A 25,177-nucleotide genomic window follows, 5' to 3' on the forward strand; every position below is an offset into this window, starting at 1 on the left:
CCACAAAGGAGGAACATAACATGGCAAAACGTGGCAAGAAATACGTTGAAGCCGCTAAGTTGTTCGATAAAGACACAACTTACCAGTCGATGGAAGCTATTGAGTTAGTGAAAAAATCGGCTACGGCTAAATTTGACGAAACGATTGAAGTGGCTGTTCGCCTGGGCGTAGACCCTCGTAAACAAGACCAAAACGTTCGTGGGGTTGTTGTACTTCCTCACGGTACAGGTAAGACTAAACGCGTTCTCGTCTTTGCAAAAGGCGAAAAAGCGAAGGAAGCAGAAGCAGCAGGCGCTGATTTTGTAGGCGATCAAGATATGATCAACAAAATTCAACAAGGCTGGTTCGAATTCGATGTCTGCGTAGCAACACCAGACATGATGAGTGAAGTCGGTAAATTGGGCCGTATCCTCGGTGGTAAAGGTCTGATGCCTAACCCTAAAGCCGGTACGGTTACATTCGATGTATCTAAAGCGATCCAAGAGATCAAAGCGGGTAAAATCGAATACCGTCTGGACAAAGCAGGCCAAATTCATGCGCCAATCGGTAAAGTGTCCTTCGATGCAGACAAGTTGCACGACAACTTTAAAGCTCTCATCGATGCATTGAACCGTGCTAAGCCGGCAGCGGCAAAAGGCGTATACATGAAAAACATCGCTGTTTCTTCGACGATGGGACCTGCAGCACGCGTTGAAACTGCAACATTCCGCTAAGATAGATTCCCTCAGGGGAAGAATCTGGCCTCTGTTGGAAAGTAACGGAAGAGGTTGACATGATTCGACCGTTCGTGCTATCCTGATAGAGTTGCTGAGAGACAGTGTGCAACTAAATTTGAATAATCGTACCGTAGACAGTAGGTGCCGGAAGGCTTAATCTCCTACCGAGGTGTTCGAAATAGAATGAGTGCGAAGGTGTGCGTCGTTGACGCGGCTGCGCACCTGACCTTTTCGTGATGCCTCTGTAGTAATCTGCAGAGGCTTTTCTTATGCTGAAGTAGGTAGAACAGAACGGTCGGGATGCGGTTAGTAATGATACTTGTAGGAGGTGGATTGAGTGGCAAACGCAAAAATAATCGAAGCGAAGCAGCAAGAAGTGCAAGTGATCGCTGAGAAATTGCGTGGCAGCGCAACAACGGTTGTTGCCGACTACCGTGGCTTGAACGTGTCTCAAGTTACCGAGCTCCGCAAACAACTGCGTGAAGCAGGCATTGAATTCCAAGTATTGAAAAATACATTGGTTCGCCGTGCGACAGCAGCAGCGGAATTGTCGGAACTTGACGAAGTATTGTCCGGTCCAACGGCAATCGCATTCAGCCGCGAAGACGCAGTAGCTCCTGCGAAGATTTTGAACGACTTTGCGAAGAAGAACGAAGCTCTTGAGATCAAAGGTGGCGTGGTAGAAGGCCGCGTCGTCGATGTGGCTCAAATCAAAGCGTTGGCAGAATTGCCATCCCGCGAAGGTTTGCTGTCCATGTTGCTCAGCGTGCTTCAAGCGCCAATGCGCAACTTCGCACTTGCTGTCAAAGCAGTCGCAGAGAAGAACGAAGCCGAAGCGTAATCATGATCGCGTTCCCGAGATGGGGTATTGCGCGAGTATCTAATAATTAATCACGAATATGGAGGTTTAACAATGAGCAAAGATCAAATCTTGGAAGCCATTAAAGGCATGTCCGTATTGGAACTGAACGACCTTGTTAAAGCAATCGAAGAAGAATTCGGCGTAACAGCTGCAGCACCTGTAGCAGTTATGGCTGGTGGCGCTGGCGATGCTGGTGCAGCTGAGCAAACAGAATTCGACGTAATTTTGAACGGCCCTGGCGCTGCCAAAATCAACGTTATCAAAGTAGTTCGCGAAATCACAGGTCTTGGCCTGAAAGAAGCGAAAGACTTGGTAGACAACTGCCCGAAACCATTGAAAGAAAAAGTAAGCAAAGAAGAAGCAGAAGCTGTGAAAGCGAAGCTCGAAGAAGCAGGCGCATCTGTAGAAGTGAAGTAATTTCAGCTCTGTGAAGTGCGAACCCCTTGAAGACCATTCAAGGGGTTTGTTGTCTAGGATACGACCTCGGTGCGCATCTTAGCCAATGAACGGCAGCGATTTTGACCTGCTGGAGCGTAACTCGCTAGGAGGTAAGGGAATGAACGGACACTATTACAGCAAACAGCCGGATGCGTCGCATGACCGTCAGCAGTGGCGGGCGATGCTTCGCGGGATGAACTTCCAGTTCGTTTCTGATGCAGGCGTATTCTCGAAGGGCGGAGTTGACTACGGAAGCCGCGTATTGATTGATAGCATGGATATTCCCGTACGAGCACAAGTGCTTGACGTTGGTTGCGGGTACGGTCCTATTGGTTTAACGGCTGCTCGCTTGGCACAGCAGGGATGTGTTAAGATGGTGGACGTCAATGAACGCGCCTTGCAGCTGGCACAGGAAAATGCCGCGCAAAACGGCATTCATAATGTCACGGTTCAAGAAAGTGACGGCCTGGCCGCACTTGCCGGCGAGCGTTTTGATGTCATTTTGACCAATCCTCCGATCCGGGCCGGCAAAGAAGTCGTCCATCGCATTTTCGAACAGTCCTATGAACAATTAAACGAACAAGGAGCACTCTGGATCGTGATTCAGAAGAAGCAGGGGGCGCCGTCAGCTGAGGCGAAGCTGCACACGTTGTTCGGAGAAGAGAATGTGGAGTTGGTAACGAAGGATAAAGGATATCGCGTCTATCGGGCAACGAAACGATAATAGACGATAACACAATTTCTAAGTTGACTTCATATGCCCAATGTGATATTATTATAAAATGTCAGTATTAGGATGGACTTCATGTCTTTACATGACCAAAATGTCAAGTCTTTTTTAAAACGGTGCATACTTTTTTAGGAAATGACGTATAATGTTTACATTTTGGGCAAGTCTATCGATATGAAGGACAAACGACAACATGAAACGGCGGCACGGGGAAACGGCGTCCATCGCAATTCGCATTTTTGCCGTGAACGTGCGTTTTTCTTTTTGCTTTATTTTCTACATTTTCAACTTGTTTCAGAGTCTCTTTCGTGGACTTTATTATAAAGGATACCGAAAAGGATTCGCAATCCATTTTTGTAGTAGACATGAGGGGTGAGTTAAAGTTGGCAGGACATCTTGTTCAGTATGGACGACGCACTCGGCGCAGCTACGCGCGAATCAAAGAGGTACTCGAAGTTCCGAACTTGATTGAAATCCAACAGAAATCGTACGAATGGTTTTTGGACGAGGGATTGCGTGAAATGTTCCAAGACATTTCGCCAATTCAGGATTTCACAGGCAATTTAGTTCTGGAATTTATTGATTACAGCTTGGGCGAACCAAAATACTCGGTCGATGATTCAAAGGAACGCGATGTAACATACGCGGCGCCGCTTCGGGTAAAGGTGCGTCTACTCAACAAAGAGACCGGAGAAGTCAAAGAGCAGGAAGTGTTCATGGGTGATTTCCCGCTTATGACCGAAACGGGTACGTTCATCATCAATGGTGCGGAACGCGTTATTGTCAGCCAGTTGGTTCGATCCCCAAGTGTCTATTTTAGTACTAAAGTTGACAAGAACGGGAAGAAAACCTACACGGCGACGGTCATTCCGAACCGTGGGGCATGGTTGGAACTGGAGACGGACGCTAAAGATATTATTTACGTTCGTATCGACCGTACACGGAAGATTCCAGTGACGGTATTGCTTCGTGCCTTGGGCTTTGGTACCGATGAACAAATCTTAGACTTGCTTGGTCATGACGAATATATCCGCAACACGCTGGATAAAGACAATACAGATTCGACGGAGAAAGCGCTGATTGAAATTTATGAACGCTTGCGTCCGGGTGAGCCGCCGACATTGGATAATGCGAGAAGCTTGCTGATCGCACGTTTCTTCGATCCTAAACGCTATGATTTAGCGAATGTTGGTCGCTATAAGATGAATAAGAAGCTTCACATTAAGAACCGCTTGTTTAACCACCGCTTGGCTGAGACGCTGGTCGATCCGGATACGGGTGAGATTATTGCAGAAGCAGGTCAAATGATTGACCGTCGTCTATTAGATGAAATTTTGCCTCGTCTCGAAAGCAATGTTGGATTTAAAACCTATCATGTTGCGGGCGGCGTATTGGAAAGCGACGATATTCCGATGCAGGTGATTGAGGTGTTCTCGCCGATTGAAGAGGGCAAGGTCATCAAAGTCATCGCCAATGGTATCATCGACAAAACCGTTAAAAATATTACACCGGCGGACATTATCTCGTCTATCAACTACTTTATGAACTTGCTGCATGGCATTGGCAGCACGGATGACATCGACCATTTGGGCAACCGTCGTCTGCGTTCGGTAGGTGAACTGCTTCAGAACCAGTTCCGTATCGGCTTGTCCCGTATGGAGCGTGTTGTTCGTGAGCGGATGTCGATACAAGACGCGAATGTCATTACACCACAGGCTCTGATTAACATCCGACCTGTTATTGCATCGATTAAAGAGTTCTTCGGTAGTTCACAGTTGTCGCAGTTTATGGACCAGACGAACCCGCTTGCAGAGCTGACGCATAAGCGCCGCTTGTCTGCACTCGGACCCGGTGGTTTGACACGTGAACGTGCGGGCTTTGAAGTTCGAGACGTTCACCACTCTCACTATGGCCGTATGTGTCCAATTGAGACGCCGGAGGGACCGAATATCGGTTTGATCAACTCCTTGTCTACATTCGCCCGCGTCAACGAGTACGGCTTCATTGAAGCGCCATACCGTTGGGTGGATCCGAAGACAGGCAAAGTATCCGAACAGATCGATTACATGACAGCGGACGAAGAGGACAATTACGTCATTGCCCAAGCGAATGCGCTGTTGAATGATGATGGATCGTTCCAGGACGATATGATCATTGTTCGTTACAACAAGCAATCTGACAACATCTTGACGATGCCGAGCGAACGTGTGGACTACATGGACGTCTCGCCGAAGCAGGTTGTGTCGGTAGCGACTGCGCTCATTCCGTTCTTGGAAAACGATGACTCCAACCGTGCGCTCATGGGTTCGAACATGCAGCGGCAGGCTGTGCCTTTGCTTATTCCGGAGGCGCCGTTTGTCGGTACGGGAATGGAACATAAGTCTGCGAAGGATTCCGGCGTATGTATCGTATCCAAAGTAGACGGCTACGTTGAACGCGTAACGGCTAATGAAGTGCAAGTGCGCCGCGTCGAAGTAGTGGACGGCAAAGAGGTTAAAGGCGACCTCGTGAAATATAAATTGCAGAAGTTTATGCGTTCCAACCAAGGAACATGCATTAACCAACGTCCGCTTGCCAGAAAAGGCGAAATCGTCAAAAAAGGCGATATCTTGGCGGACGGCCCTTCCACCGAAGTGGGCGAGTTGGCCCTCGGACGCAACGTCGTCGTTGCGTTTATGACGTGGGAAGGCTACAACTACGAGGATGCGATTCTGTTGTCCGAGAAGTTGGTGAAAGAGGACGTCTACACGTCCATTCACATTGAAGAATACGAATCCGAAGCCCGTGATACGAAGCTCGGACCGGAAGAAATTACTCGTGACATTCCGAACGTCGGCGAAGAAGCGCTCAAGAACCTTGACGAACGCGGCATTATCCGCGTCGGTGCTGAGATTAAAGCAGGTGACATTCTGGTCGGTAAAGTAACGCCAAAAGGGGTTACGGAATTGACGGCAGAGGAACGCTTGCTGCACGCCATCTTCGGTGAGAAAGCTCGTGAAGTTCGTGACACGTCCCTGCGCGTACCGCATGGTACCGACGGTATCGTCGTTGACGTTAAGGTGTTCACGCGCGAGAATGGCGATGAGCTTCCACCAGGCGTCAATCAGCTCGTTCGAGTATATATTGCCCAAAAACGTAAAATTTCCGAGGGTGACAAAATGGCGGGGCGCCACGGTAACAAGGGTGTCATCGCACGTATCCTCCCGGAAGAAGATATGCCATTCTTGCCGGACGGCACGCCGGTACAGGTCGTCTTGAACCCACTCGGCGTTCCATCTCGGATGAATATCGGTCAGGTGCTTGAAGTTCACTTGGGTATGGCAGCGCGCTATCTCGGCATGCATATGTCTACCCCGGTATTTGACGGTGCGACCGAGTATGACGTGTTCGATACGATGGAAGAAGCTGGTATGCAACGCAACGGTAAGACGCGGTTGTATGACGGCCGTACGGGCGAACAGTTTGAACGTGAAGTAACGGTCGGCGTCATGTACATGATTAAGCTCGCGCACATGGTCGACGACAAAATTCATGCCCGTTCCACGGGTCCTTACTCTCTCGTTACGCAGCAGCCGCTCGGTGGTAAAGCACAGTTCGGTGGCCAGCGTTTCGGTGAGATGGAAGTATGGGCACTCGAGGCTTACGGTGCGGCATACACCTTGCAAGAGATTCTTACCGTCAAGTCTGACGATGTTGTCGGCCGCGTGAAGACGTACGAATCGATTGTCAAAGGCGAAAATGTACCGGAGCCGGGCGTTCCAGAGTCATTCAAAGTCTTGATCAAAGAGTTGCAAAGCTTAGGTATGGACGTCAAGATTTTGACAGAGAACGAAGAAGAAATTGAAATGCGTGAATTGGACGAAGACGACGATGCCTCCCAAGACAAGTTGAATCTTGGTGCGGAAGGCGAATACGTGGTAGAGTAACAATTCCCCAAGTAGGATAGCGTTGTTGGTTCGGACGATGGTCGGCGGCTCCTTTGCCGTTCCGGCCATCGTCAATCCATATAGATTCGAACACAGAAGACCGCTTCCTGTGTAAAAACAAAAGCGGTGAACTCAAGTACAGATTAAGGAGGGTCGCTCCTTGATGGACGTCAACAATTTTGAATTTATGAAAATCGGGCTTGCCTCTCCCGACAAAATTCGCTCGTGGTCTCGCGGCGAAGTCAAGAAGCCAGAAACGATTAACTATCGCACGCTGAAGCCGGAAAAAGAGGGCTTGTTCTGCGAGAAGATTTTCGGGCCGACGAAGGATTGGGAGTGTCATTGCGGTAAATACAAACGTGTACGTTATAAAGGCGTCGTCTGTGATCGATGCGGCGTTGAAGTAACTCGCCAAAAAGTACGACGTGAACGGATGGGGCATATTGAATTGGCCGCTCCGGTATCGCACATTTGGTACTTTAAAGGAATTCCGAGCCGTATGGGCCTAGCGCTGGATATGTCCCCGCGTTCATTGGAGGAGATTATTTACTTCGCTTCCTATGTCGTAACGGACCCAGGAGATACGCCGCTTGAGAGGAAACAATTGCTGTCTGAAAAAGAATATCGCAGCTACCGTGAGAAATATGGTCATGCGTTCCAGGCTGGTATGGGTGCAGAGGCTGTAAAGAAGCTGCTTCAAGATTTGGATTTGGACAAAGAGCTGGATATGCTCAAAGAAGAGCTGCGTACCGCTCAAGGCCAACGCCGTAACCGGGCTATCAAACGCCTGGAAGTCATCGAGGCATTCCGCAACTCCGGCAATAGTCCGGATTGGATGATTCTTGATGTGCTGCCGGTCATTCCTCCGGAACTTCGTCCGATGGTACAGCTCGATGGCGGCCGTTTTGCTACGTCCGACTTGAACGATCTATATCGTCGTGTCATTAACCGGAACAACCGTTTGAAGCGTTTGCTCGACTTGGGTGCACCGGATATCATCGTACAGAATGAGAAACGGATGCTTCAAGAAGCGGTAGACGCCCTGATTGATAATGGCCGTCGCGGCCGTCCGGTAACCGGACCAGGGAACCGTCCGCTCAAATCGCTTAGCCATATGCTGAAAGGGAAACAAGGCCGCTTCCGTCAGAACTTGCTTGGAAAACGGGTTGACTATTCCGGTCGTTCCGTTATCGTTGTAGGTCCGTACTTGAAGATGTACCAATGTGGTTTGCCTAAAGAAATGGCGCTTGAGCTGTTCAAACCTTTTGTCATGAAAGAGCTCGTGAATAAAGGTTTGGCACATAACATCAAGAGCGCAAAACGCAAAGTGGAGCGCGTCAGCCCAGAAGTATGGGACGTTCTCGAAGAAGTCATCCGCGAGCATCCGGTTCTGTTGAACCGTGCGCCGACACTTCACCGTCTCGGTATCCAAGCGTTCGAACCAATCTTGGTCGAAGGCCGTGCGATCCGTCTTCACCCGCTCGTTTGTACGGCGTACAACGCGGACTTTGACGGTGACCAGATGGCTGTTCACGTTCCGTTGTCGGCAGAAGCGCAAGCAGAAGCACGCTTGCTTATGTTGGCATCCGGTAACATCTTGAACCCGAAAGACGGTAAACCGGTCGTTACGCCATCTCAGGATATGGTTCTCGGATCATTCTACTTGACGATGGACAACAAAGAAGCAGAAGGCTCGGGCATGATTTTCGCTACTGCCAATGAAGCAGTGTCCGCATACCAACGCGGTACGGCATCCTTGCACGCGCGTGTCGCAATTCCGGCGAAAGCTTTGAAGAAGACATCGTTTACAGATAAGCAACAAGAGGCGTTTATCGTTACGACGGTTGGACGCATTATTTTCAATGAAATCTTCCCGGCAGATTTCCCGTACATCAACGAAGCGACTAAGCGCAACTTGTTCGAGGGAACTCCGGATCATTACTTTATTTATGAAAAAGGCGCGAATATTCATGAAATTATTCAGAATATTCCGCAATCCGGGGCAGTCGGTAAAGACTATCTCGGTCAAATCATTGCCCGTTGCTTCGATATATTCCATACGACGAAGACGTCGGTCATTTTGGACCGTATCAAGCAGATCGGATTTACGTACTCCACACGCGCCGGAATTACGATTGCGGTGTCGGATGTTATCGTACCTCCGGAGAAAGTGGATATCCTGAAGGAATCCGAAGAGAAGGTTAAAGTCATTACGAATCAATATCGTCGTGGTCTGATTACGAATGACGAGCGTTATGACCGTGTTATTGAAGTCTGGTCCATGACGAAGGATAAAATTACCGAGATTCTCATGAAATCGATGGATCGTTATAACAACATCATGCTCATGGTAGACTCGAAAGCACGGGGTAACAAATCGCAGATTACTCAGCTCGGCGGTATGCGGGGTCTGATGGCGAACCCATCTGGTCGGATTATCGAATTGCCAATCAAATCGAATTTCCGTGAAGGCCTTACGGTCTTGGAATACTTTATTTCCACTCACGGTGCGCGGAAAGGTCTCGCAGATACGGCGCTCCGTACAGCGGACTCGGGTTACTTGACCCGTCGTCTTGTTGACGTTGCGCAGGATGTTATCGTCCGCGAGGACGACTGCGGTACGGACAAGGGCTTCATGGTCAGCAATATCTCCGATGGTAAAGAAGTCATCGAAGGCTTGTACGACCGAATTGAAGGCCGTTATTCCTTTGAAACGATTCGTCATCCGGAAACAGGTGAGATTATCGTTCACCGTAACGATTTGATCGACACTGATAAGGCGGAAGCCATTGTCAATGCCGGTGTTAAAAAGCTGCAAATTCGCTCTGTGCTTAGCTGCCGTGCCCGTCATGGCGTATGTAAGATCTGTTATGGCCGCAACTTGGCAACAGGCAAACACGTGGAAATCGGGGAAGCCGTCGGTATTATCGCGGCGCAATCCATCGGTGAACCAGGAACGCAGCTCACGATGCGTACGTTCCACACCGGTGGGGTTGCTGGAGACGATATTACACAAGGTTTGCCGCGTATCCAAGAGCTCTTCGAAGCGCGGAATCCGAAAGGTCAAGCGATTATCTCCGAGATCGATGGTGTCGTCAAAGAGATTCGTGAAGCTAAAGACCGTCGTGAAGTGGAAGTCCAAGGTGAAGCCGAGACGAAAGTGTACCCGGTCACCTATGGTTCCCGTATTCGTGTAGCCGAAGGCACGCAGATCGAAGCCGGAGACGAGATTACAGATGGTTCGATCGATCCAAAAGAAATGCTCCGCATCAAAGGTATCCGCGGCGTGCAGAACTATATTTTGCAGGAAGTTCAGCGCGTTTACCGGAACCAAGGGGTAGAAATCAACGACAAGCACGTTGAAGTCATGATCAAGCAGATGCTACGCAAAATCCGCATTGTTGATGCGGGAGACACGATTCTTCTGCCAGGATCATTTGTAGATATGCATGAATATGAAGCAGCCAACAAAGATGCGATTCTTGCTGGAAAAGAACCTGCTGTGGCGAAGCCAATTTTGCTTGGTATCACCAAAGCGTCTCTTGAGACAGATTCCTTCCTGTCGGCAGCATCATTCCAAGAAACGACGCGCGTGTTGACCGATGCGGCGATCAAAGGCAAAGTCGACCAATTGCTCGGCTTGAAAGAGAACGTCATTATCGGTAAGCTGATTCCTGCAGGTACTGGTATGAACCGTTACCGCAGCGTGAAGCTAATCAATCCGCTGGAAGAAGAAGTGACGGAAGCTCTGGACCCTGCTGGTGTAGGCGCTTCGGAGTAAGCTTGACTTAGCTGTACAATGGATAGCGGAATGTGTCAGTTGGCACCCCGGCAAGATAGGGTGCCAACTGGCTTTCTGTTTCACGAGCGCAGAGGATTCTTGCTGCAGTTGTGGTATGAGCCTCTTCCTTCGTTTTTTTTGAAGTGATAGTTTGAATAAAAAGTAAAAAGAATGCTTGACACTCGGTTTTTGAAGTGCTACTATATCGTAGTGTGCCCGAGACAATGACCTGTACTTTTGGAGGAACATGTTTCATGTCTAATGATAAAGGGTTACAGGATAGCAATGTAAGAATTGGGACGAAACAAACGTTAAAGATGGTTGAGTATGACAAGGCCATTGAAGTGTATGTTGCAGAAGACGCAGACTCGCGTGTAACGTCCAAGGTCATTGCGCTGTGCGAGAAGAAGGGCGTTAAGCTTACATATGTAAGCACGATGCGCGATCTCGGCAAAGCATGCGGCATTGAAGTGGGCGCTGCCATGGTGGCTGTCGTCGATGGTGATGAATAAGGAAACCTATGTTTTTGTTAAGGGTGAAGTCCTACGGCAAAAACTTTTCATTTGTTCATTTATGAACCACCTGGATCTGTGGGCTTAAATGAATGAGTTGTAAAGGTGTTTAATTTTATGGGAAGGGGGTGGCAACATGCCAACAATTAATCAATTGGTACGTAAAGGCCGCGAAGCTAAAATCAAAAAATCCAAATCCCCAGCATTGCAAAAAGGGTTCAACGCGTTGAAACGCGAAGAAACGGATTTGAGCGCGCCTCAAAAACGCGGTGTCTGCACTCGTGTAGGTACATTGACTCCGAAGAAACCGAACTCCGCGCTTCGTAAATATGCACGTGTTCGTTTGACGAACCGAGTTGAAGTGAATGCTTATATCGGCGGTATCGGTCATAACCTGCAAGAGCACAGTGTCGTGCTTGTGCGCGGCGGCCGTGTTAAAGACCTTCCGGGTGTTCGTTATCACGTCGTTCGCGGTGCATTGGACACTGCGGGTGTGAACAACCGTATGCAAGCTCGTTCCAAATACGGTACGAAGCGTCCAAAAGCGAAGAAGTAATTGTTCGCGTTTATGAAGTCAATTGGAAAGGGGGATTCACATGCCACGCAAAGGTCCAGTTCCTAAGCGCGACGTGTTGCCGGATCCGGTGTATAACAGCAAGTTGGTTACTCGCCTGATTAATCGCATCATGATCGACGGTAAACGTGGTGTTGCTCAAACAATTCTGTACGATTCATTTGAAGTCGTTCGTGAACGTACAGGGAATGATCCTATGGAAGTGTTTGAAGCAGCATTGAAAAATATTATGCCGGTCCTTGAAGTTAAAGCTCGCCGTGTAGGTGGTTCTAACTATCAAGTACCTATCGAGGTTAAACCTGAGCGCCGCACATCCTTGGGATTGCGCTGGTTGGTTAACTACTCGCGCAACCGCGGTGAAAAAACAATGCAAGAGCGTTTGGCAGCAGAGATTATCGATGCTTCCAACAACACTGGCGCAGCTGTTAAGAAACGTGAAGATACGCATAAAATGGCTGAAGCAAACAAAGCGTTTGCTCACTACCGTTGGTAGAATAAAGCTATTCGGGTCTCGAATATCGAGTCACCAAACCCATTTTGAAGGGAGATCACTCCATGGCAAGACAGTTCTCCTTGGCAAATACGCGTAACATCGGGATCATGGCTCACATCGATGCCGGTAAAACAACGACAACGGAGCGTATTTTGTTCTACACTGGTCGTACTCATAAGATCGGTGAAACTCATGAAGGTTCTGCAACAATGGACTGGATGGAACAAGAACAAGAGCGTGGTATCACCATTACATCTGCGGCAACAACCGCACAATGGAAAGGTCACCGCGTTAACATTATCGATACTCCGGGCCACGTTGACTTTACGGTAGAGGTTGAGCGTTCCCTTCGCGTATTGGACGGAGCCGTAGGCGTTTTCTCTGCAAAAGAAGGCGTTGAGCCGCAATCCGAAACGGTATGGCGTCAAGCTGACCGTTATGGCGTGCCTCGTATTGCTTACGTGAACAAAATGGATATCATCGGCGCTGATTACCTCGGCGTTATTGATTCCATGAAAGATCGTTTGAAAGCGAACGCTGTAGCAATTCAATTGCCGATTGGCGCAGAGAATGATTTCGTAGGTATCATCGATTTGATGACGGAAAAAGCGTACATCTTTAAAGATGACCTCGGTAAAGAAGTAGATGAAGCTGAAGTTCCAGCTGAGTTGAAAGACAAAGTTGAAGAGCTTCGCATGGAAATGGTTGAGAAGATTGCAGAACTCGACGAAGACTTGATGATGAAATACCTTGAAGGCGAAGAGATTACAGTTCCTGAACTGAAAGCAGCTCTTCGCAAAGGGGTATGCAGCGTTCAAATCTTCCCTGTTGTATGCGGATCTTCCTACCGCAACAAAGGCGTTCAGATGATGATCGACGCTGTTGTTGACTACCTGCCGTCTCCATTGGATGTGCCTGATATTCAAGGTCATCTCGAAGATGGTACGGAAGCCATTCGTCATTCTTCGGACGAAGAGCCGTTCTCGGCCCTCGCGTTCAAGATTATGACTGACCCTTATGTTGGTAAGCTGACATTCTTCCGCGTATACTCTGGCGTACTGAACTCCGGTTCTTACGTACTGAATGCAACGAAGAACAAGCGCGAGCGTATCGGTCGTATCCTTCAAATGCACGCGAACAGCCGTGAAGAAATTGCCGTAGTTTTCTCCGGTGACATTGCGGCTGCAGTTGGCTTGAAAGATACAGGTACAGGCGACACGCTGTGCGACGAGAAAAATCCGATAATCTTGGAGTCCATGAACTTCCCTGATCCGGTTATCCACATTGCCGTTGAGCCGAAGACAAAAGCAGACCAAGACAAACTCGGTGTAGCTTTGTCCAAGCTTACGGAAGAGGATCCAACACTGCGTGCCCACACGGATGAAGAAACGGGACAAACGATTCTTGGCGGTATGGGTGAGCTTCACCTTGATGTCATCGTTGACCGTATGCGTCGTGAGTTCAAAGTGGAAACAAACGTAGGTAAACCTCAGGTTGCTTATCGTGAAACATTCCGTACAGCTGCTAAGGTTGAAGGTAAGTTCGTACGTCAGTCCGGTGGCCGTGGTCAATACGGGCACGTATGGATCGAATTCGCACCGCAAGAGCCAGGTGTTGGCTTTACCTTCGAGAACAAAATTGTCGGTGGTGTCGTTCCGCGTGAATACATCGCACCGGTACAAGCCGGTATCGAAGAGTCGATGAAGAACGGTGTCTTGGCCGGCTTCCCGCTCGTTGATATTAAAGCGACAATTTTCGATGGTTCTTACCACGATGTCGACTCCAGTGAAATGGCGTTTAAGATTGCCGGTTCTATGGCGCTTAAAGCAGCAAAAGAGAAGTGTAATCCTTGCTTGCTCGAGCCAATCATGAAAGTCGAAGTCACTGTGCCTGAAGAGTACATGGGCGACGTTATGGGTATGCTGAACTCTCGCCGCGGTCGCATCGAAGGTATGGATTCTCGTGCAGGCGCACAAATTATCCGTGCTAAAGTGCCTCTTGCAGAAATGTTCGGTTACTCGACAACACTTCGTTCCGGTACACAAGGCCGCGGTGTGTTCTCGATGGAGATTTCTCACTATGAAGAAGTTCCACGCAACATCTCGGAAGAGATTATTGCTAAGAACAAAGGCGAGTAATTCGTCCTTGAATTGTTTTCAATCGGCTGAGCGCATGGCTTGCCCGTGCGCTTCCAGCCATTAAACCATACATTCCACTTATTAAGGAGGAACTAGTTCAAATGGCAAAGGCTAAGTTTGAACGTACGAAACCGCACGTTAATATCGGTACGATCGGTCACGTTGACCATGGTAAAACAACTTTGACTGCTGCAATCACTACAGTTCTGGCAAAAAAATACGGCGGTGGATCCGCTATCGCATTCGATCAAATCGATAAAGCTCCAGAAGAGCGCGAACGCGGTATCACAATTTCCACTTCCCACGTTGAGTATGAGACGGATAACCGTCACTATGCTCACGTTGACTGCCCAGGTCACGCCGACTACGTTAAGAATATGATTACGGGTGCTGCTCAAATGGACGGCGCGATTCTCGTTGTATCCGCAGCTGACGGCCCAATGCCGCAAACTCGTGAGCACATCTTGCTTTCCCGCCAAGTAGGCGTACCTTACATCGTCGTATTCATGAACAAATGCGACATGGTTGAAGACGAAGAGTTGTTGGAATTGGTTGAAATGGAAATTCGTGATCTTCTTAGCGAATATGAATTCCCTGGCGACGATACTCCAATCATTCGCGGTTCTGCTCGTGAAGCTCTTCAAAACCCAGAAGGAGAATGGGCTGAAAAAATCGTCGAATTGTTCAACCAAGTTGACGAGTACATCCCAACTCCAGAGCGCGACACTGATAAGCCTTTCTTGATGCCTGTCGAGGACGTATTCTCCATCACAGGCCGCGGTACAGTTGCTACTGGCCGTGTAGAGCGTGGTACAGTTAAAGTCGGCGACGAGATTGAAATCGTTGGTATTCAAGAAGAAACTCGTAAATGTGTTGTTACGGGCGTTGAAATGTTCCGTAAACTTCTTGATTCCGCTCAAGCGGGCGACAACATTGGCGCATTGCTCCGTGGTGTTGACCGTAAAGACATCGAGCGCGGTCAAGTATTGGCTAAACCAGCTTCGGTTAAACCACACACTGAGTTTACTGCACAAGTGTACGTGTTGACTAAAGAAGAAGGTGGCCGTCACAAGCCTTTCTTCACTGGCTACCGTCCACAGTTCTACTTCCGTACAACGGACGTAACTGGTGTAATCGATTTGCCAGAAGGCACTGAAATGGTTATGCCTGGTGACAACATCACAGTTACTGTTAACCTGATCAATCCAATCGCGATTGAAGAAGGTACTCGCTTCGCTATCCGCGAAGGTGGCCGTACAGTAGGTGCTGGTGCGGTTGCATCCATCATCAAATAATGTAAGCTGCCGGCAGTAGTCGGCGCTTCATAGAACCCCTTGTCCTTCGGGACAGGGGTTTTTTATATTATTTTTTTACATAACCATCATTGGAATTCACAGTTCGTTCATCGTTCTCTCTTTGTTTTTTACGCAAGACTTGTATAATAAAGCTTAAATCATGCATTCATTGAAATTTAAATAGGCTTATAGACCTGTTTTGTGTCGAATGTTGTTAGAATGTACTAGCAGAAAGGAAGCAAAACATGCGTGTAAAGCAATGGGTTAAACGGTGGAGAGATACAGCTGGAAAGACACAGACCGATGGTGGAGCTGTTGCCCAACCAAGTCACGTGAAGTATTGGGATATCGATACGGAATTCATGATGGAACAAGGAATTCGACTGCCAGAGAGTCATCCCATACATAAGCAAATAGGTATGATTGGAATAACTGATAGCGATTTATCATTGCTTAGAGCGATAAAGCCTCATCTTCTTCCTCATATCGCCTCCATAACGGACGTTTTTTATGCCACTATCCTTGATGTAACGAGCCTCAGTGAAATGATTCAAAGTCACAGTACAATAGATCGTCTGAAGAAGACGTTGGAACAGCATATTTCGGAAATATTTGACGGAGTGATCGATGAGGCTTTTTTGAAGAAGCGCTTTAAGATTGCGGAAGTCCACCATCGTATCGGCTTGGATTCCAAATGGTACATGGGTGCCTTTCAAAATGTGCAGACCGGGTTAATCGACATCATTCATCAGCACATCGGTGACTCGCAGCTGCAAATACGGATGATGATGGCCATTATGAAGATCATGAATCTGGAACAGCAAATTGTGTTGGAATCTTACGAGGAGCGACATCGGATAGAACGAGAACAACAGTATCAAGAGGTAAAGGATGAGCTGAAACGTAATATTGCGGAGTTAAGCAGTCGCTTGGCAGAGCTTACCGCTAGTACGAATGAGACGATACAAAGCTTAATCGCGCGCGGTATGAATTTGAATGAAAAGGTCGTGCAAACGAGCGATTCAGCCCGTCATACGCAGGCCAGAGCGGAAGACGGAGAACGGCTCATAATGCAATTTAAGAGCAGTATGCAGCAAATCGTTGCGCATACACATCAAATGAAATCCAGCATTGACGAATTGAAAAATACATCTTTGCGTATCCGTTCGATTGTAGGAGCTGTAAAAGAAATTGCGGACCAGACGAATTTGTTATCGCTCAATGCTTCAATCGAGGCTGCGCGTGCCGGCGAGCATGGGGCAGGTTTTGCGATCGTTGCCAAAGAAGTCAACAAGCTGGCTGCGCATACGAAGGATACGGTTACGGATATTGAAGAGTTGATTGGGAATTCCACGCTGGTCACGAATGCGGTTGTCCATATCATTACGCAGGTGAAGGGCAATGTAAGCACCGTCAGAGAACAAGCGGATGCGACGGGTGACACGTTCCGCCACATCGTAGAACAGGTGGAGCAGAGCACGACGGACATGGAGCACATGCAGGAAGAAATGAAGACGCTGCTGCAGATCACTACAGGCATCGGCCAATCAACTGACGAAGTTGCCGCTTCGGCGGAACGGTTGAATGAAGCGACGCTGCATTTATAGAGAGGGAAGCCGCTGAGAGAATGGTGCGTATATCTTTATTGGAAAAGGCTGAGCTATTACGCCAGTCTTTTTCTGTGTTTCGAACATAGGACATGATACGATTGCAATCGTCATACTTCATATATAGAGAGCAGGAGGATTAAGATGAAAATAATGATGAAACGGATTACGATGCTGCTTATATATAAGTAGAAGTTTCTGCAATCGATGTGAGCCCAGTTGTAGAATATACAGTCAAATGTATCGATTGGTCGGCAGAATAGAATGTGGACTGGATATCGTACAGTGGATCGGGCTCTATTTCAGCGATATCTGCGGTACAAGCGACCAAAACATTGGACAAACCACCCTGTCGACGTTCCGTTACCATCACCAAGAATGAAAAAAATTCGTTCTATCATGCTGCTGCATATTCCAATGAAGCCTGCTCTAAAGAGGCATAGCGGCAGTTTTCATGCATTGTAAGATGGGACAGACAATAGGGGGACGGCAAGCCTGCAGCCCTGCAACTTTTATAGTCACTGAATGATGAATCCATATCCAAAACCTGCATCTTACAATATGTGCGGTATTCATGTTAAACTCATATAGCAGATTTGCTAGAGTCGGATTATACAATGTCCTAGTAGGATGCAAGCAGCCGATGAAAATCGTTGTGAAAAAAACTTGCAATCACCGGGACATTTATATATAATAATGAATGTTGTTCGTCGACGTTGCGATGAAGTGAGAGGTTACCGACACACCTGGCCCCTTTGCCATGGCGGTGCGAGGAAAATTTTCACGGAGTATGTCCGATGCAAAATTGGGCGATAAAAGGAGGGACTAAAATGGCAAAGCAAAAAATTCGTATCCGCTTGAAAGCATACGATCACAGAATTCTTGACCAATCCGCTGAGAAAATTGTTGAAACGGCAAAACGTTCCGGTGCAGGAGTATCCGGGCCAATCCCGTTGCCAACGGAGAAGCAAATCATCACCGTGCTTCGTGCGGTGCACAAGTACAAGGATTCCCGCGAGCAGTTCGAAATGCGCACACATAAGCGCTTGATCGACATCGTGAATCCAACGCCGCAAACGGTGGATGCACTGATGCGTCTGGACTTGCCGTCCGGTGTAGATATTGAAATTAAGCTATAAACTTTACTGGAGAACAGTTATCCACAACTGAATAACTGATTTCTTCATTAGAATGAACGGATTAAGGATGGAAAAGAGGTGTCAACATGAAAGGTATCTTAGGTAAAAAGCTCGGCATGACTCAAATCTTTACCGCTGAAGGTAATGTAGTGCCGGTAACTGTTATCGAAGCTGGTCCTTGCGTCGTTCTTCAGAAGAAAGACGTTGAGAACGATGGCTACGAAGCTATCCAAATCGGCTATGCTGATAAGAAGGAAAAGCGTTCGACGAAGCCAGAGATCGGTCACGCTAAAAAAGCAAATGCAACGCCTAAGCGCTACGTAAAAGAACTTCGTGGTGTGGAACTTTCTCAATATGAAGTTGGCCAGGAGTTGAAAGCCGACATCTTTGCAGAAGGTGAATTCGTAGACGTTACTGGTATTTCCAAAGGTAAGGGATTCGCCGGCGTTATCAAACGTTGGGGACAACACCGCGGTCCAATGACTCACGGTTCCCGTTACCACCGCGGACCAGGTTCCATGGGTTCCATTCAAGCGAACCGCGTACCTAAAGGCAAACGCCTTCCAGGTCACATGGGTACAGATACGGTTACAATTCAAAATCTCGAAGTTGTTAAAGTGGATGCAGAACGTAATATCATCCTCGTTAAAGGTTCCATTCCAGGTCCTAAAAACAGCTTCGTTAACGTGAAACAAGCAGTTAAAAAGTAATTGGTGAGGAAAGGAGGAGCTCAGAATGCCTAAAGTAGCAGTATACAACATTAGCGGCGCACAAGTCGGCGAGATTGAATTGGCCGACACAGTATTCGGTATCGAACCGAATAAACACGTGCTTCATGATGCGGTTGTTATGCAGCTTGCATCGATGCGTCAAGGTACGCACAAAGTTAAAACCCGTTCCGAAGTTCGCGGCGGCGGTCGTAAACCTTGGAAACAAAAAGGAACAGGCCGTGCGCGTCAAGGTTCTATTCGTTCGCCACAATGGAAAGGCGGCGGAGTCGTATTTGGACCAACGCCACGCAGTTATGCCTTTAAGCTTCCTAAGAAAGTACGCCGTCTGGCGATTAAATCCGCATTGTCTTCTAAAGTATTGGCAGAGCAAATCATCGTATTGGATGCATTGGCTATGAACGCGCCGAAAACTAAAGAATTTGCGGCGATCTTGAACAATCTGAAAGTGGATCGCAAAGCGCTTGTTGTGCTCCCTGAGTACAATGACAGCGTGGCACTCTCCGCTCGCAACATTCCTTCGGTGAAGTTGGTTGCAGCAGACGGTGTTAACGTATATGATGTTCTTCGCCATGAGAAGCTCATCATTACGAAAGATGCGGTTCAGAAGGTAGAGGAGGTGTTCGCGTAATGAAAGACCCTCGCGATATCATTAAGCGTCCCATTATCACTGAGCGCACAGCTGACATGATGAACGACCTGAAATACGTATTTGAGGTTGATATCCGTGCGAATAAGACGGAAATCAAACAAGCTGTTGAGCAGATTTTCAAAGTGAAAGTAGCGAACGTGAACACGCTTCGCGTGCCAGCAAAGCCTAAGCGCTATGGCCGCTACTCTGGTTATACTTCCGAATGGAAGAAAGCATTCGTAACGTTGACGAAAGACAGCAAGCCGCTCGAGTTCTTCGAAACGGTATAAATACACGACTTGTAAAGTAAGGAGGGAAAACTAGTGCCAATCAAAAAGTACAAACCGACATCCCCGGCTCGTCGTGGTATGAGCGTGTCTACGTTCGAAGAAATTACGACAAGCACACCGGAGAAATCGTTGCTTGCACCTTTGAGCAAGCAAGCAGGCCGGAACAACCAAGGTAAAATTACGGTTCGCCATCAAGGCGGAGGACACAAACGTAAATACCGTATTATCGACTTCAAACGCAACAAGGATGGCATTCCAGGCCGCGTTGCTACAGTTGAGTATGATCCAAACCGTACTTCCAACATCGCTTTGATCAATTATGCTGACGGTGAGAAACGTTACATCATCGCACCGAAAGGCTTGAAAGTAGGCGATGTTATCGAATCGGGTTCGGGTTCGGACATCAAAATTGGTAATGCATTGCCGCTTGAGAACATTCCAGTGGGTACAGTTATCCACAATATCGAGTTGCAACCGGGTAAAGGTGGTCAGCTGGTTCGCGCCGCTGGTACGGAAGCCCAATTGCTCGGTAAAGAAGAAAAGTATGTAACGGTTCGTTTGTCTTCTGGTGAAGTTCGTAAAGTTTTGAGAACTTGCCGTGCGACAATTGGTTCCGTTGGTAACGGTGACCATGAGCTTATCAAAGTCGGTAAAGCAGGACGCAGCCGTTGGTTGGGTAAACGCCCAGTCGTTCGCGGTGTCGTCATGAACCCGGTTGATCACCCACACGGTGGTGGTGAAGGTCGCGCGCCGATCGGTCGTAAGTCTCCTATGTCTCCATGGGGTAAACCGACACTTGGTTACAAAACGCGTAAAAAAGGTAAGCATTCCGATAAATATATTGTTCGTCACCGCACGAAATAATATTTCACGGATTGAATACGAAGTGGCGTAACATGCGCAAGTATAAGGTCTCGTGAAGGGAGGATTCACACATGGGTCGCAGTTTGAAAAAAGGACCATTCGTCGATGGTCATCTGATGAAGAAAGTTGAAGAGTTGAACGAGTCCAGCAAGAAAGTTGTTGTTAAGACTTGGTCCCGTCGTTCTACTATTTTTCCTCAATTCATCGGCCACACATTCGGAGTCTATGACGGCCGTAAACACGTGCCTGTGTACGTAACGGAAGATATGGTCGGACACAAGCTTGGCGAATTCGCGCCAACGCGTACGTACAAAGGTCATGATGACGATAAGAAAACGGGCAGACGATAATTTTGAGATATAGCATTTGAGGGGAGGTACTTCCATGCAAGCGAAAGCACATGCGAATAATGTTCGCATTGCTCCACGCAAAGTCAAGCTCGTTATCGACTTGATTCGCGGTAAAGAAGTGGGCGAAGCAATCGCAATTTTGCGCCACACGCCGAAATCGGCGTCCCCAGTGGTGGAGAAATTGTTGAACTCGGCAATTGCCAATGCAGAACATAACTACCAAATGGACGTGAACAAACTTGTTATTGCGCAAGTGTATGCGAACCAAGGGCCTACGATGAAACGTTTCCGCCCACGCGCTATGGGACGTGCAAGCCGCATCAACAAGAGAACTAGCCACATTACAATCGTGGTATCTGAGAAATAAGGAGGGATAACGTGTGGGCCAAAAGGTAAATCCAGTCGGACTTCGAGTTGGTATTATCCGTGACTGGGAATCCAAGTGGTATGCTGAGAAAGACTTCGGCACATTACTGATCGAAGATGTTAAAATTCGTGAATTCCTTAAAAATAGATTGAAAGATTCAGCCGTTTCCAAGATTGAGATTGAACGCGCGGCTAACCGCGTTAACGTCACAATCCACACTGCTAAGCCGGGCATGGTCATCGGTAAAGGTGGTTCCGAGGTTGAAGCTCTTCGCCGTGAAGTAACGAAAATTGCTGGCGGTAAGAAAGTGCACATCAACATTTCGGAAATTAAAACTCCAGATTTGGACGCTATTCTGGTTGCTGAAAGCATTGCACAACAGTTGGAACGCCGTGTTTCATTCCGTCGTGCATTGAAACAAGCAATTCAACGTTCCATGCGTGCAGGCGCAAAAGGGATTAAAACTGCAGTTAGCGGTCGTCTGGGCGGTGCTGAAATCGCTCGTTCGGAAGGATATAGCGAAGGGACAGTGCCACTTCATACGCTTCGCGCCGACATAGACTACGGCACAGCTGAAGCTCATACAACTTACGGCCGCATCGGCGTAAAAGTATGGATCTATCGTGGAGAGGTACTTCCTGCGGCTAAGAAAAAGGCTGTTGAGGAAGGAGGCAACTAATCATGTTGGTACCTAAACGTGTCAAACACCGTAAGCATCAAAAAGGCCGCATGAAAGGTCAAGCTAAGGGTGGCACGACGTTGAACTTCGGTGAATACGGTTTACAAGCTATGGAACCTACATGGATTACGAACCGTCAAATCGAAGCTGCCCGTATTGCGATGACTCGTTACATCAAACGTGGCGGTAAAGTATGGATTAAAATTTTCCCTGACAAACCAGTAACGGCGAAGCCGCTTGAGGTTCGGATGGGTAGCGGTAAAGGTAACGTCGAGAAATGGGTGGCTGTAGTTAAGCCAGGTAAGATCATGTTTGAACTTTCTGGTGTCCCTGAGGATGTAGCACGCGAAGCAATGCGTCTTGCTGCTCATAAGCTGCCGATCAAGACGAAGTTTGTGAAACGCGAAGAAATGGGTGGTGAAGCAAATGAAAGCTAGTGAATTCCGCAACTTGACCACTGCTGAACTTGAACAAAAGATTGCCGGATTCAAGGAAGAACTCTTCAACCTCCGTTTCCAATTGGCTACCGGACAGCTTGACAACCCAACTCGCATCCGTGACGTACGTAAAGCGATTGCCCGTGCAAAAACGGTTGTTCGTGAAAGAGAACTTGGGATTACCAGTTAATTGACCTTGATGTCAATTTCGGAATATAGACATCCTGTATCCAGGAAGGAGGCTTTACACTCATGAGTGAAGAACGTAACGCTCGTAAAGTGCAGATCGGAAAAGTCGTTAGCGACAAAATGGACAAAACAATCGTAGTTGCGGTTGAGACGTACAAGAAGCATAACTTGTACCACAAACGCATCAAATATACGAAGAAGTTCAAAGCGCATGACGAGAATAACGAAGCAAAGATCGGCGATACAGTTAAAATCATGGAGACGCGTCCGTTGTCGAAAGACAAGCGCTGGAGACTCGTTGAAGTCGTAGAAAAAGCAGTACTCGTTTAATGGACGGATAGTTTCACCGAAAGGAGGACAATCGAATGATTCAGCCATTTTCACGCTTGGCGGTAGCAGACAACTCTGGTGCGAAGGAACTGATGTGCATTCGCGTGTTGGGCGGTACTGGACGTAAAGCAGCTCACGTTGGTGATTTGATCGTATGCTCCGTAAAACAAGCAACACCAGGCGGCGTTGTCAAAAAAGGTGACGTTGTAAAAGCGGTTATTGTTCGTACAAAGCGCGCTGTTCGTCGTAAAGACGGTTCTTATATCGCATTTGACGAGAACGCAGCGGTTATCGTGAAAGAAGACAAGGGCCCTCGCGGGACTCGTATTTTCGGACCTGTTGCTCGCGAGCTTCGCGAAAAAGATTTCATGAAAATCGTTTCCCTGGCTCCGGAAGTTATTTAATCAACTTGCCCGCCAGGCAAGACTCAGGAGGTGTGACACATGCCACGATTGAAGAAAATTCTCGAGTCGCATAACAATAAATTGCACGTGAAAAAAGACGACACGGTTATCGTCATCACGGGTAAAGACAAAGGCAAAAAAGGCCGCGTTATCGCAGCTTACCCTCGTGAGAACCGCGTTCTTGTAGAAGGCGTAAACATGGTGAAGAAGCATCAGAAGCCTAACGCTATGAACCCACAAGGCGGCATTCTCGAGCAAGAAGCGCCAATTCATGCATCGAACGTTATGCACGTGGATCCGAAGTCGGGTAAAGTAACGCGCATCGGTTACAAAGTAGTGAACGACAAAAAAGTGCGCGTAGCGAAACGCTCCGGCGAAATCATCGACTAACGCTTACGGAAAGGAGGTCCTTTTTACATGGCAGCTCGTTTGAAAGAACGTTATTTAAACGAAATTACTCCTGCGTTGATGCAGAAGTTCAACTATACATCTGTTATGAAAGTTCCAAAAGTGGAGAAAGTCGTCATCAACATGGGTATGGGTGAGGCTGTTCAGAACTCCAAAGTATTGGATACAGCGGTTGCTGAACTGCAACAAATCGCTGGTCAAAAACCAGTTATCACACGCGCGAAGAAGTCTATCGCAGGCTTTAAACTTCGTGAAGGAATGCCGATTGGTGTGAAAGTGACACTGCGCGGTGAGCGTATGTATCACTTCTTGGACAAATTGTTCAATGTCACGCTCCCTCGTGTCCGCGACTTCCGCGGTATCTCGAACAAAGCGTTTGACGGCCGCGGCAACTACACACTTGGTCTGAAGGAGCAAATTATCTTCCCTGAGATCGAGTACGATAAAGTAGATAAAGTGCGCGGTATGGATATCGTCATCGTAACGACGGCGAATACGGATGAAGAGTCCCGCGAACTGTTGACGCAACTCGGCATGCCTTTCGTGAAGTAATTCGCGCAGGACGGTTAAGATTGTGAAACGGACGGAGAGCATTCGTTCCGAATACATCGACACAAATCTCTAGGAGGTGTCAACTACGTGGCAAAAACTTCGATGAAAATCAAGCAACAACGCAAACCGAAGTTTGAAGTACGGGCATATACGCGCTGTGAGCGCTGTGGTCGTCCGCACTCTGTATTACGTAAGTTCAAAATTTGCAGAATTTGTTTCCGCGAATTGGCATACAAAGGCCAGATTCCTGGCGTTAAAAAAGCTAGCTGGTAATCAACCCTGTTGCGGGAAGGAGGTTTACACTAATGGTTATGTCCGATCCGATTGCAGATATGCTTACACGCATTCGCAATGCAAACACAGTACGTCATGAAACGGTGGAAATGCCAGCTTCGACGATGAAGAAGCAAATTGCTGAAATCTTGAAGCGTGAAGGTTTTATCCGCGATGCAGAATATATCGATGACAACAAACAAGGTATGATCCGCGTTTTCCTGAAATACGGTGCAAACAACGAGCGTGTTATTACAGGCTTGAAGCGCATCAGTAAACCAGGCTTGCGCGTGTACACGAAATCCACAGAGGTTCCACGCGTATTGGGCGGTCTCGGTATCGCAATTATTTCGACGTCTAAGGGCGTTATGACAGACAAAGAAGCTCGCCAAGCAAAATCTGGTGGCGAGGTAATCTGCTACGTTTGGTAAACCATTCGCATAAGATTGGAGGTGCAACAACAC

28 protein-coding genes and 1 other annotated feature are annotated in these 25,177 nt (G+C 47.9%); all 28 genes read left to right on the top strand.

The genetic code is table 11. The annotated features are described in order from the left end of the window. Positions 1 to 20: 20 nt before the first annotated feature. Positions 21 to 713, top strand: coding sequence for a 50S ribosomal protein L1 (rplA, locus tag M3650_RS28290; RefSeq protein WP_233698719.1), 693 nt, complete (start codon positions 21 to 23; stop codon positions 711 to 713). A gap of 113 nt (positions 714 to 826) precedes the next feature. After that, positions 827 to 993, top strand: a sequence feature (ribosomal protein L10 leader region). 60 nt (positions 994 to 1,053) lie between these two features. Further along, a complete protein-coding gene (rplJ, locus tag M3650_RS28295) occupies positions 1,054 to 1,557 on the top strand; it encodes a 50S ribosomal protein L10 (protein WP_019420685.1) in 504 nt (167 codons plus the stop codon). 72 nt (positions 1,558 to 1,629) lie between these two features. Then, positions 1,630 to 1,995: a 50S ribosomal protein L7/L12 gene (gene rplL, locus M3650_RS28300; RefSeq protein ID WP_019420686.1), complete on the top strand. Its 366-nt coding sequence runs from the start codon at positions 1,630 to 1,632 to the stop codon at positions 1,993 to 1,995. 139 nt (positions 1,996 to 2,134) lie between these two features. After that, entirely contained in the window at positions 2,135 to 2,740 is a 606-nt protein-coding gene (locus tag M3650_RS28305; RefSeq protein WP_233698718.1) for a class I SAM-dependent methyltransferase, read from the top strand. A 389-nt stretch (positions 2,741 to 3,129) separates the two neighbouring features. Further along, the gene (gene rpoB / locus M3650_RS28310) at positions 3,130 to 6,672 is read left to right on the top strand and encodes a DNA-directed RNA polymerase subunit beta (protein ID WP_019420688.1); all 3,543 of its coding nucleotides are present in this window, start codon (positions 3,130 to 3,132) and stop codon (positions 6,670 to 6,672) included. Between the two features lie 163 nt (positions 6,673 to 6,835). Beyond that, positions 6,836 to 10,453 (top strand): DNA-directed RNA polymerase subunit beta', encoded by a 3,618-nt coding sequence (rpoC, locus tag M3650_RS28315; protein ID WP_251579545.1) that lies wholly within the window; start codon positions 6,836 to 6,838, stop codon positions 10,451 to 10,453. Positions 10,454 to 10,707: 254 nt separating this feature from the next. Next, positions 10,708 to 10,965 (top strand): ribosomal L7Ae/L30e/S12e/Gadd45 family protein, encoded by a 258-nt coding sequence (locus tag M3650_RS28320; RefSeq protein WP_019420690.1) that lies wholly within the window; start codon positions 10,708 to 10,710, stop codon positions 10,963 to 10,965. Positions 10,966 to 11,101: 136 nt separating this feature from the next. Beyond that, positions 11,102 to 11,521: a 30S ribosomal protein S12 gene (rpsL, locus tag M3650_RS28325; RefSeq protein ID WP_019420691.1), complete on the top strand. Its 420-nt coding sequence runs from the start codon at positions 11,102 to 11,104 to the stop codon at positions 11,519 to 11,521. A 40-nt stretch (positions 11,522 to 11,561) separates the two neighbouring features. Then, positions 11,562 to 12,032: a 30S ribosomal protein S7 gene (rpsG, locus tag M3650_RS28330; protein WP_251579547.1), complete on the top strand. Its 471-nt coding sequence runs from the start codon at positions 11,562 to 11,564 to the stop codon at positions 12,030 to 12,032. Between the two features lie 62 nt (positions 12,033 to 12,094). Beyond that, complete coding sequence (fusA, locus tag M3650_RS28335) at positions 12,095 to 14,170, top strand: elongation factor G (protein WP_019420693.1); 2,076 nt, start codon at positions 12,095 to 12,097, stop codon at positions 14,168 to 14,170. A gap of 101 nt (positions 14,171 to 14,271) precedes the next feature. Further along, a complete protein-coding gene (tuf, locus tag M3650_RS28340; protein WP_019420694.1) occupies positions 14,272 to 15,465 on the top strand; it encodes an elongation factor Tu in 1,194 nt (397 codons plus the stop codon). A gap of 245 nt (positions 15,466 to 15,710) precedes the next feature. After that, positions 15,711 to 17,072: a globin-coupled sensor protein gene (locus M3650_RS28345; protein ID WP_251579549.1), complete on the top strand. Its 1,362-nt coding sequence runs from the start codon at positions 15,711 to 15,713 to the stop codon at positions 17,070 to 17,072. Between the two features lie 830 nt (positions 17,073 to 17,902). Next, a complete protein-coding gene (rpsJ, locus tag M3650_RS28350; RefSeq protein ID WP_006037947.1) occupies positions 17,903 to 18,211 on the top strand; it encodes a 30S ribosomal protein S10 in 309 nt (102 codons plus the stop codon). 86 nt (positions 18,212 to 18,297) lie between these two features. Next, positions 18,298 to 18,921, top strand: coding sequence for a 50S ribosomal protein L3 (gene rplC / locus M3650_RS28355; protein ID WP_019420696.1), 624 nt, complete (start codon positions 18,298 to 18,300; stop codon positions 18,919 to 18,921). Between the two features lie 25 nt (positions 18,922 to 18,946). Beyond that, a complete protein-coding gene (gene rplD, locus M3650_RS28360) occupies positions 18,947 to 19,570 on the top strand; it encodes a 50S ribosomal protein L4 (protein WP_019420697.1) in 624 nt (207 codons plus the stop codon). Further along, positions 19,570 to 19,860: a 50S ribosomal protein L23 gene (gene rplW / locus M3650_RS28365; RefSeq protein ID WP_019420698.1), complete on the top strand. Its 291-nt coding sequence runs from the start codon at positions 19,570 to 19,572 to the stop codon at positions 19,858 to 19,860. The genes rplD and rplW overlap by 1 nt, the downstream gene beginning before the upstream one ends. A gap of 33 nt (positions 19,861 to 19,893) precedes the next feature. Further along, positions 19,894 to 20,724: a 50S ribosomal protein L2 gene (gene rplB, locus M3650_RS28370; RefSeq protein WP_019420699.1), complete on the top strand. Its 831-nt coding sequence runs from the start codon at positions 19,894 to 19,896 to the stop codon at positions 20,722 to 20,724. Between the two features lie 71 nt (positions 20,725 to 20,795). Beyond that, positions 20,796 to 21,074, top strand: coding sequence for a 30S ribosomal protein S19 (gene rpsS / locus M3650_RS28375; RefSeq protein ID WP_019420700.1), 279 nt, complete (start codon positions 20,796 to 20,798; stop codon positions 21,072 to 21,074). Between the two features lie 34 nt (positions 21,075 to 21,108). After that, positions 21,109 to 21,441, top strand: a complete 333-nt coding sequence (rplV, locus tag M3650_RS28380; RefSeq protein WP_019420701.1) for a 50S ribosomal protein L22 — start codon at positions 21,109 to 21,111, stop codon at positions 21,439 to 21,441. Between the two features lie 13 nt (positions 21,442 to 21,454). After that, positions 21,455 to 22,120 (top strand): 30S ribosomal protein S3, encoded by a 666-nt coding sequence (gene rpsC / locus M3650_RS28385; protein WP_087432348.1) that lies wholly within the window; start codon positions 21,455 to 21,457, stop codon positions 22,118 to 22,120. 2 nt (positions 22,121 to 22,122) lie between these two features. Continuing rightward, on the top strand, positions 22,123 to 22,557 hold the full coding sequence (gene rplP, locus M3650_RS28390) for a 50S ribosomal protein L16 (protein ID WP_019420703.1): 435 nt from the start codon (positions 22,123 to 22,125) through the stop codon (positions 22,555 to 22,557). Next, positions 22,547 to 22,747 carry a 50S ribosomal protein L29 gene (gene rpmC / locus M3650_RS28395; protein ID WP_019420704.1) on the top strand — a complete coding sequence of 67 codons (201 nt, stop codon included), beginning with the start codon at positions 22,547 to 22,549 and terminating at the stop codon, positions 22,745 to 22,747. The genes rplP and rpmC overlap by 11 nt, the downstream gene beginning before the upstream one ends. A gap of 62 nt (positions 22,748 to 22,809) precedes the next feature. Then, positions 22,810 to 23,076, top strand: a complete 267-nt coding sequence (gene rpsQ, locus M3650_RS28400; RefSeq protein WP_019420705.1) for a 30S ribosomal protein S17 — start codon at positions 22,810 to 22,812, stop codon at positions 23,074 to 23,076. Between the two features lie 35 nt (positions 23,077 to 23,111). Continuing rightward, positions 23,112 to 23,480 carry a 50S ribosomal protein L14 gene (rplN, locus tag M3650_RS28405; protein WP_019420706.1) on the top strand — a complete coding sequence of 123 codons (369 nt, stop codon included), beginning with the start codon at positions 23,112 to 23,114 and terminating at the stop codon, positions 23,478 to 23,480. A gap of 39 nt (positions 23,481 to 23,519) precedes the next feature. Then, positions 23,520 to 23,870: a 50S ribosomal protein L24 gene (gene rplX, locus M3650_RS28410; protein WP_019420707.1), complete on the top strand. Its 351-nt coding sequence runs from the start codon at positions 23,520 to 23,522 to the stop codon at positions 23,868 to 23,870. 27 nt (positions 23,871 to 23,897) lie between these two features. Beyond that, positions 23,898 to 24,440, top strand: a complete 543-nt coding sequence (gene rplE / locus M3650_RS28415) for a 50S ribosomal protein L5 (protein ID WP_019420708.1) — start codon at positions 23,898 to 23,900, stop codon at positions 24,438 to 24,440. An 87-nt stretch (positions 24,441 to 24,527) separates the two neighbouring features. Further along, positions 24,528 to 24,713, top strand: coding sequence for a type Z 30S ribosomal protein S14 (locus tag M3650_RS28420; RefSeq protein WP_005544535.1), 186 nt, complete (start codon positions 24,528 to 24,530; stop codon positions 24,711 to 24,713). 32 nt (positions 24,714 to 24,745) lie between these two features. Then, on the top strand, positions 24,746 to 25,144 hold the full coding sequence (gene rpsH / locus M3650_RS28425; RefSeq protein ID WP_019420709.1) for a 30S ribosomal protein S8: 399 nt from the start codon (positions 24,746 to 24,748) through the stop codon (positions 25,142 to 25,144). Positions 25,145 to 25,177: the final 33 nt, after the last annotated feature.

Origin of the sequence: Paenibacillus sp. MER TA 81-3 (assembly GCF_023713585.1) — a bacterium.
Lineage (GTDB): Bacteria > Bacillota > Bacilli > Paenibacillales > Paenibacillaceae > Paenibacillus_B > Paenibacillus_B profundus.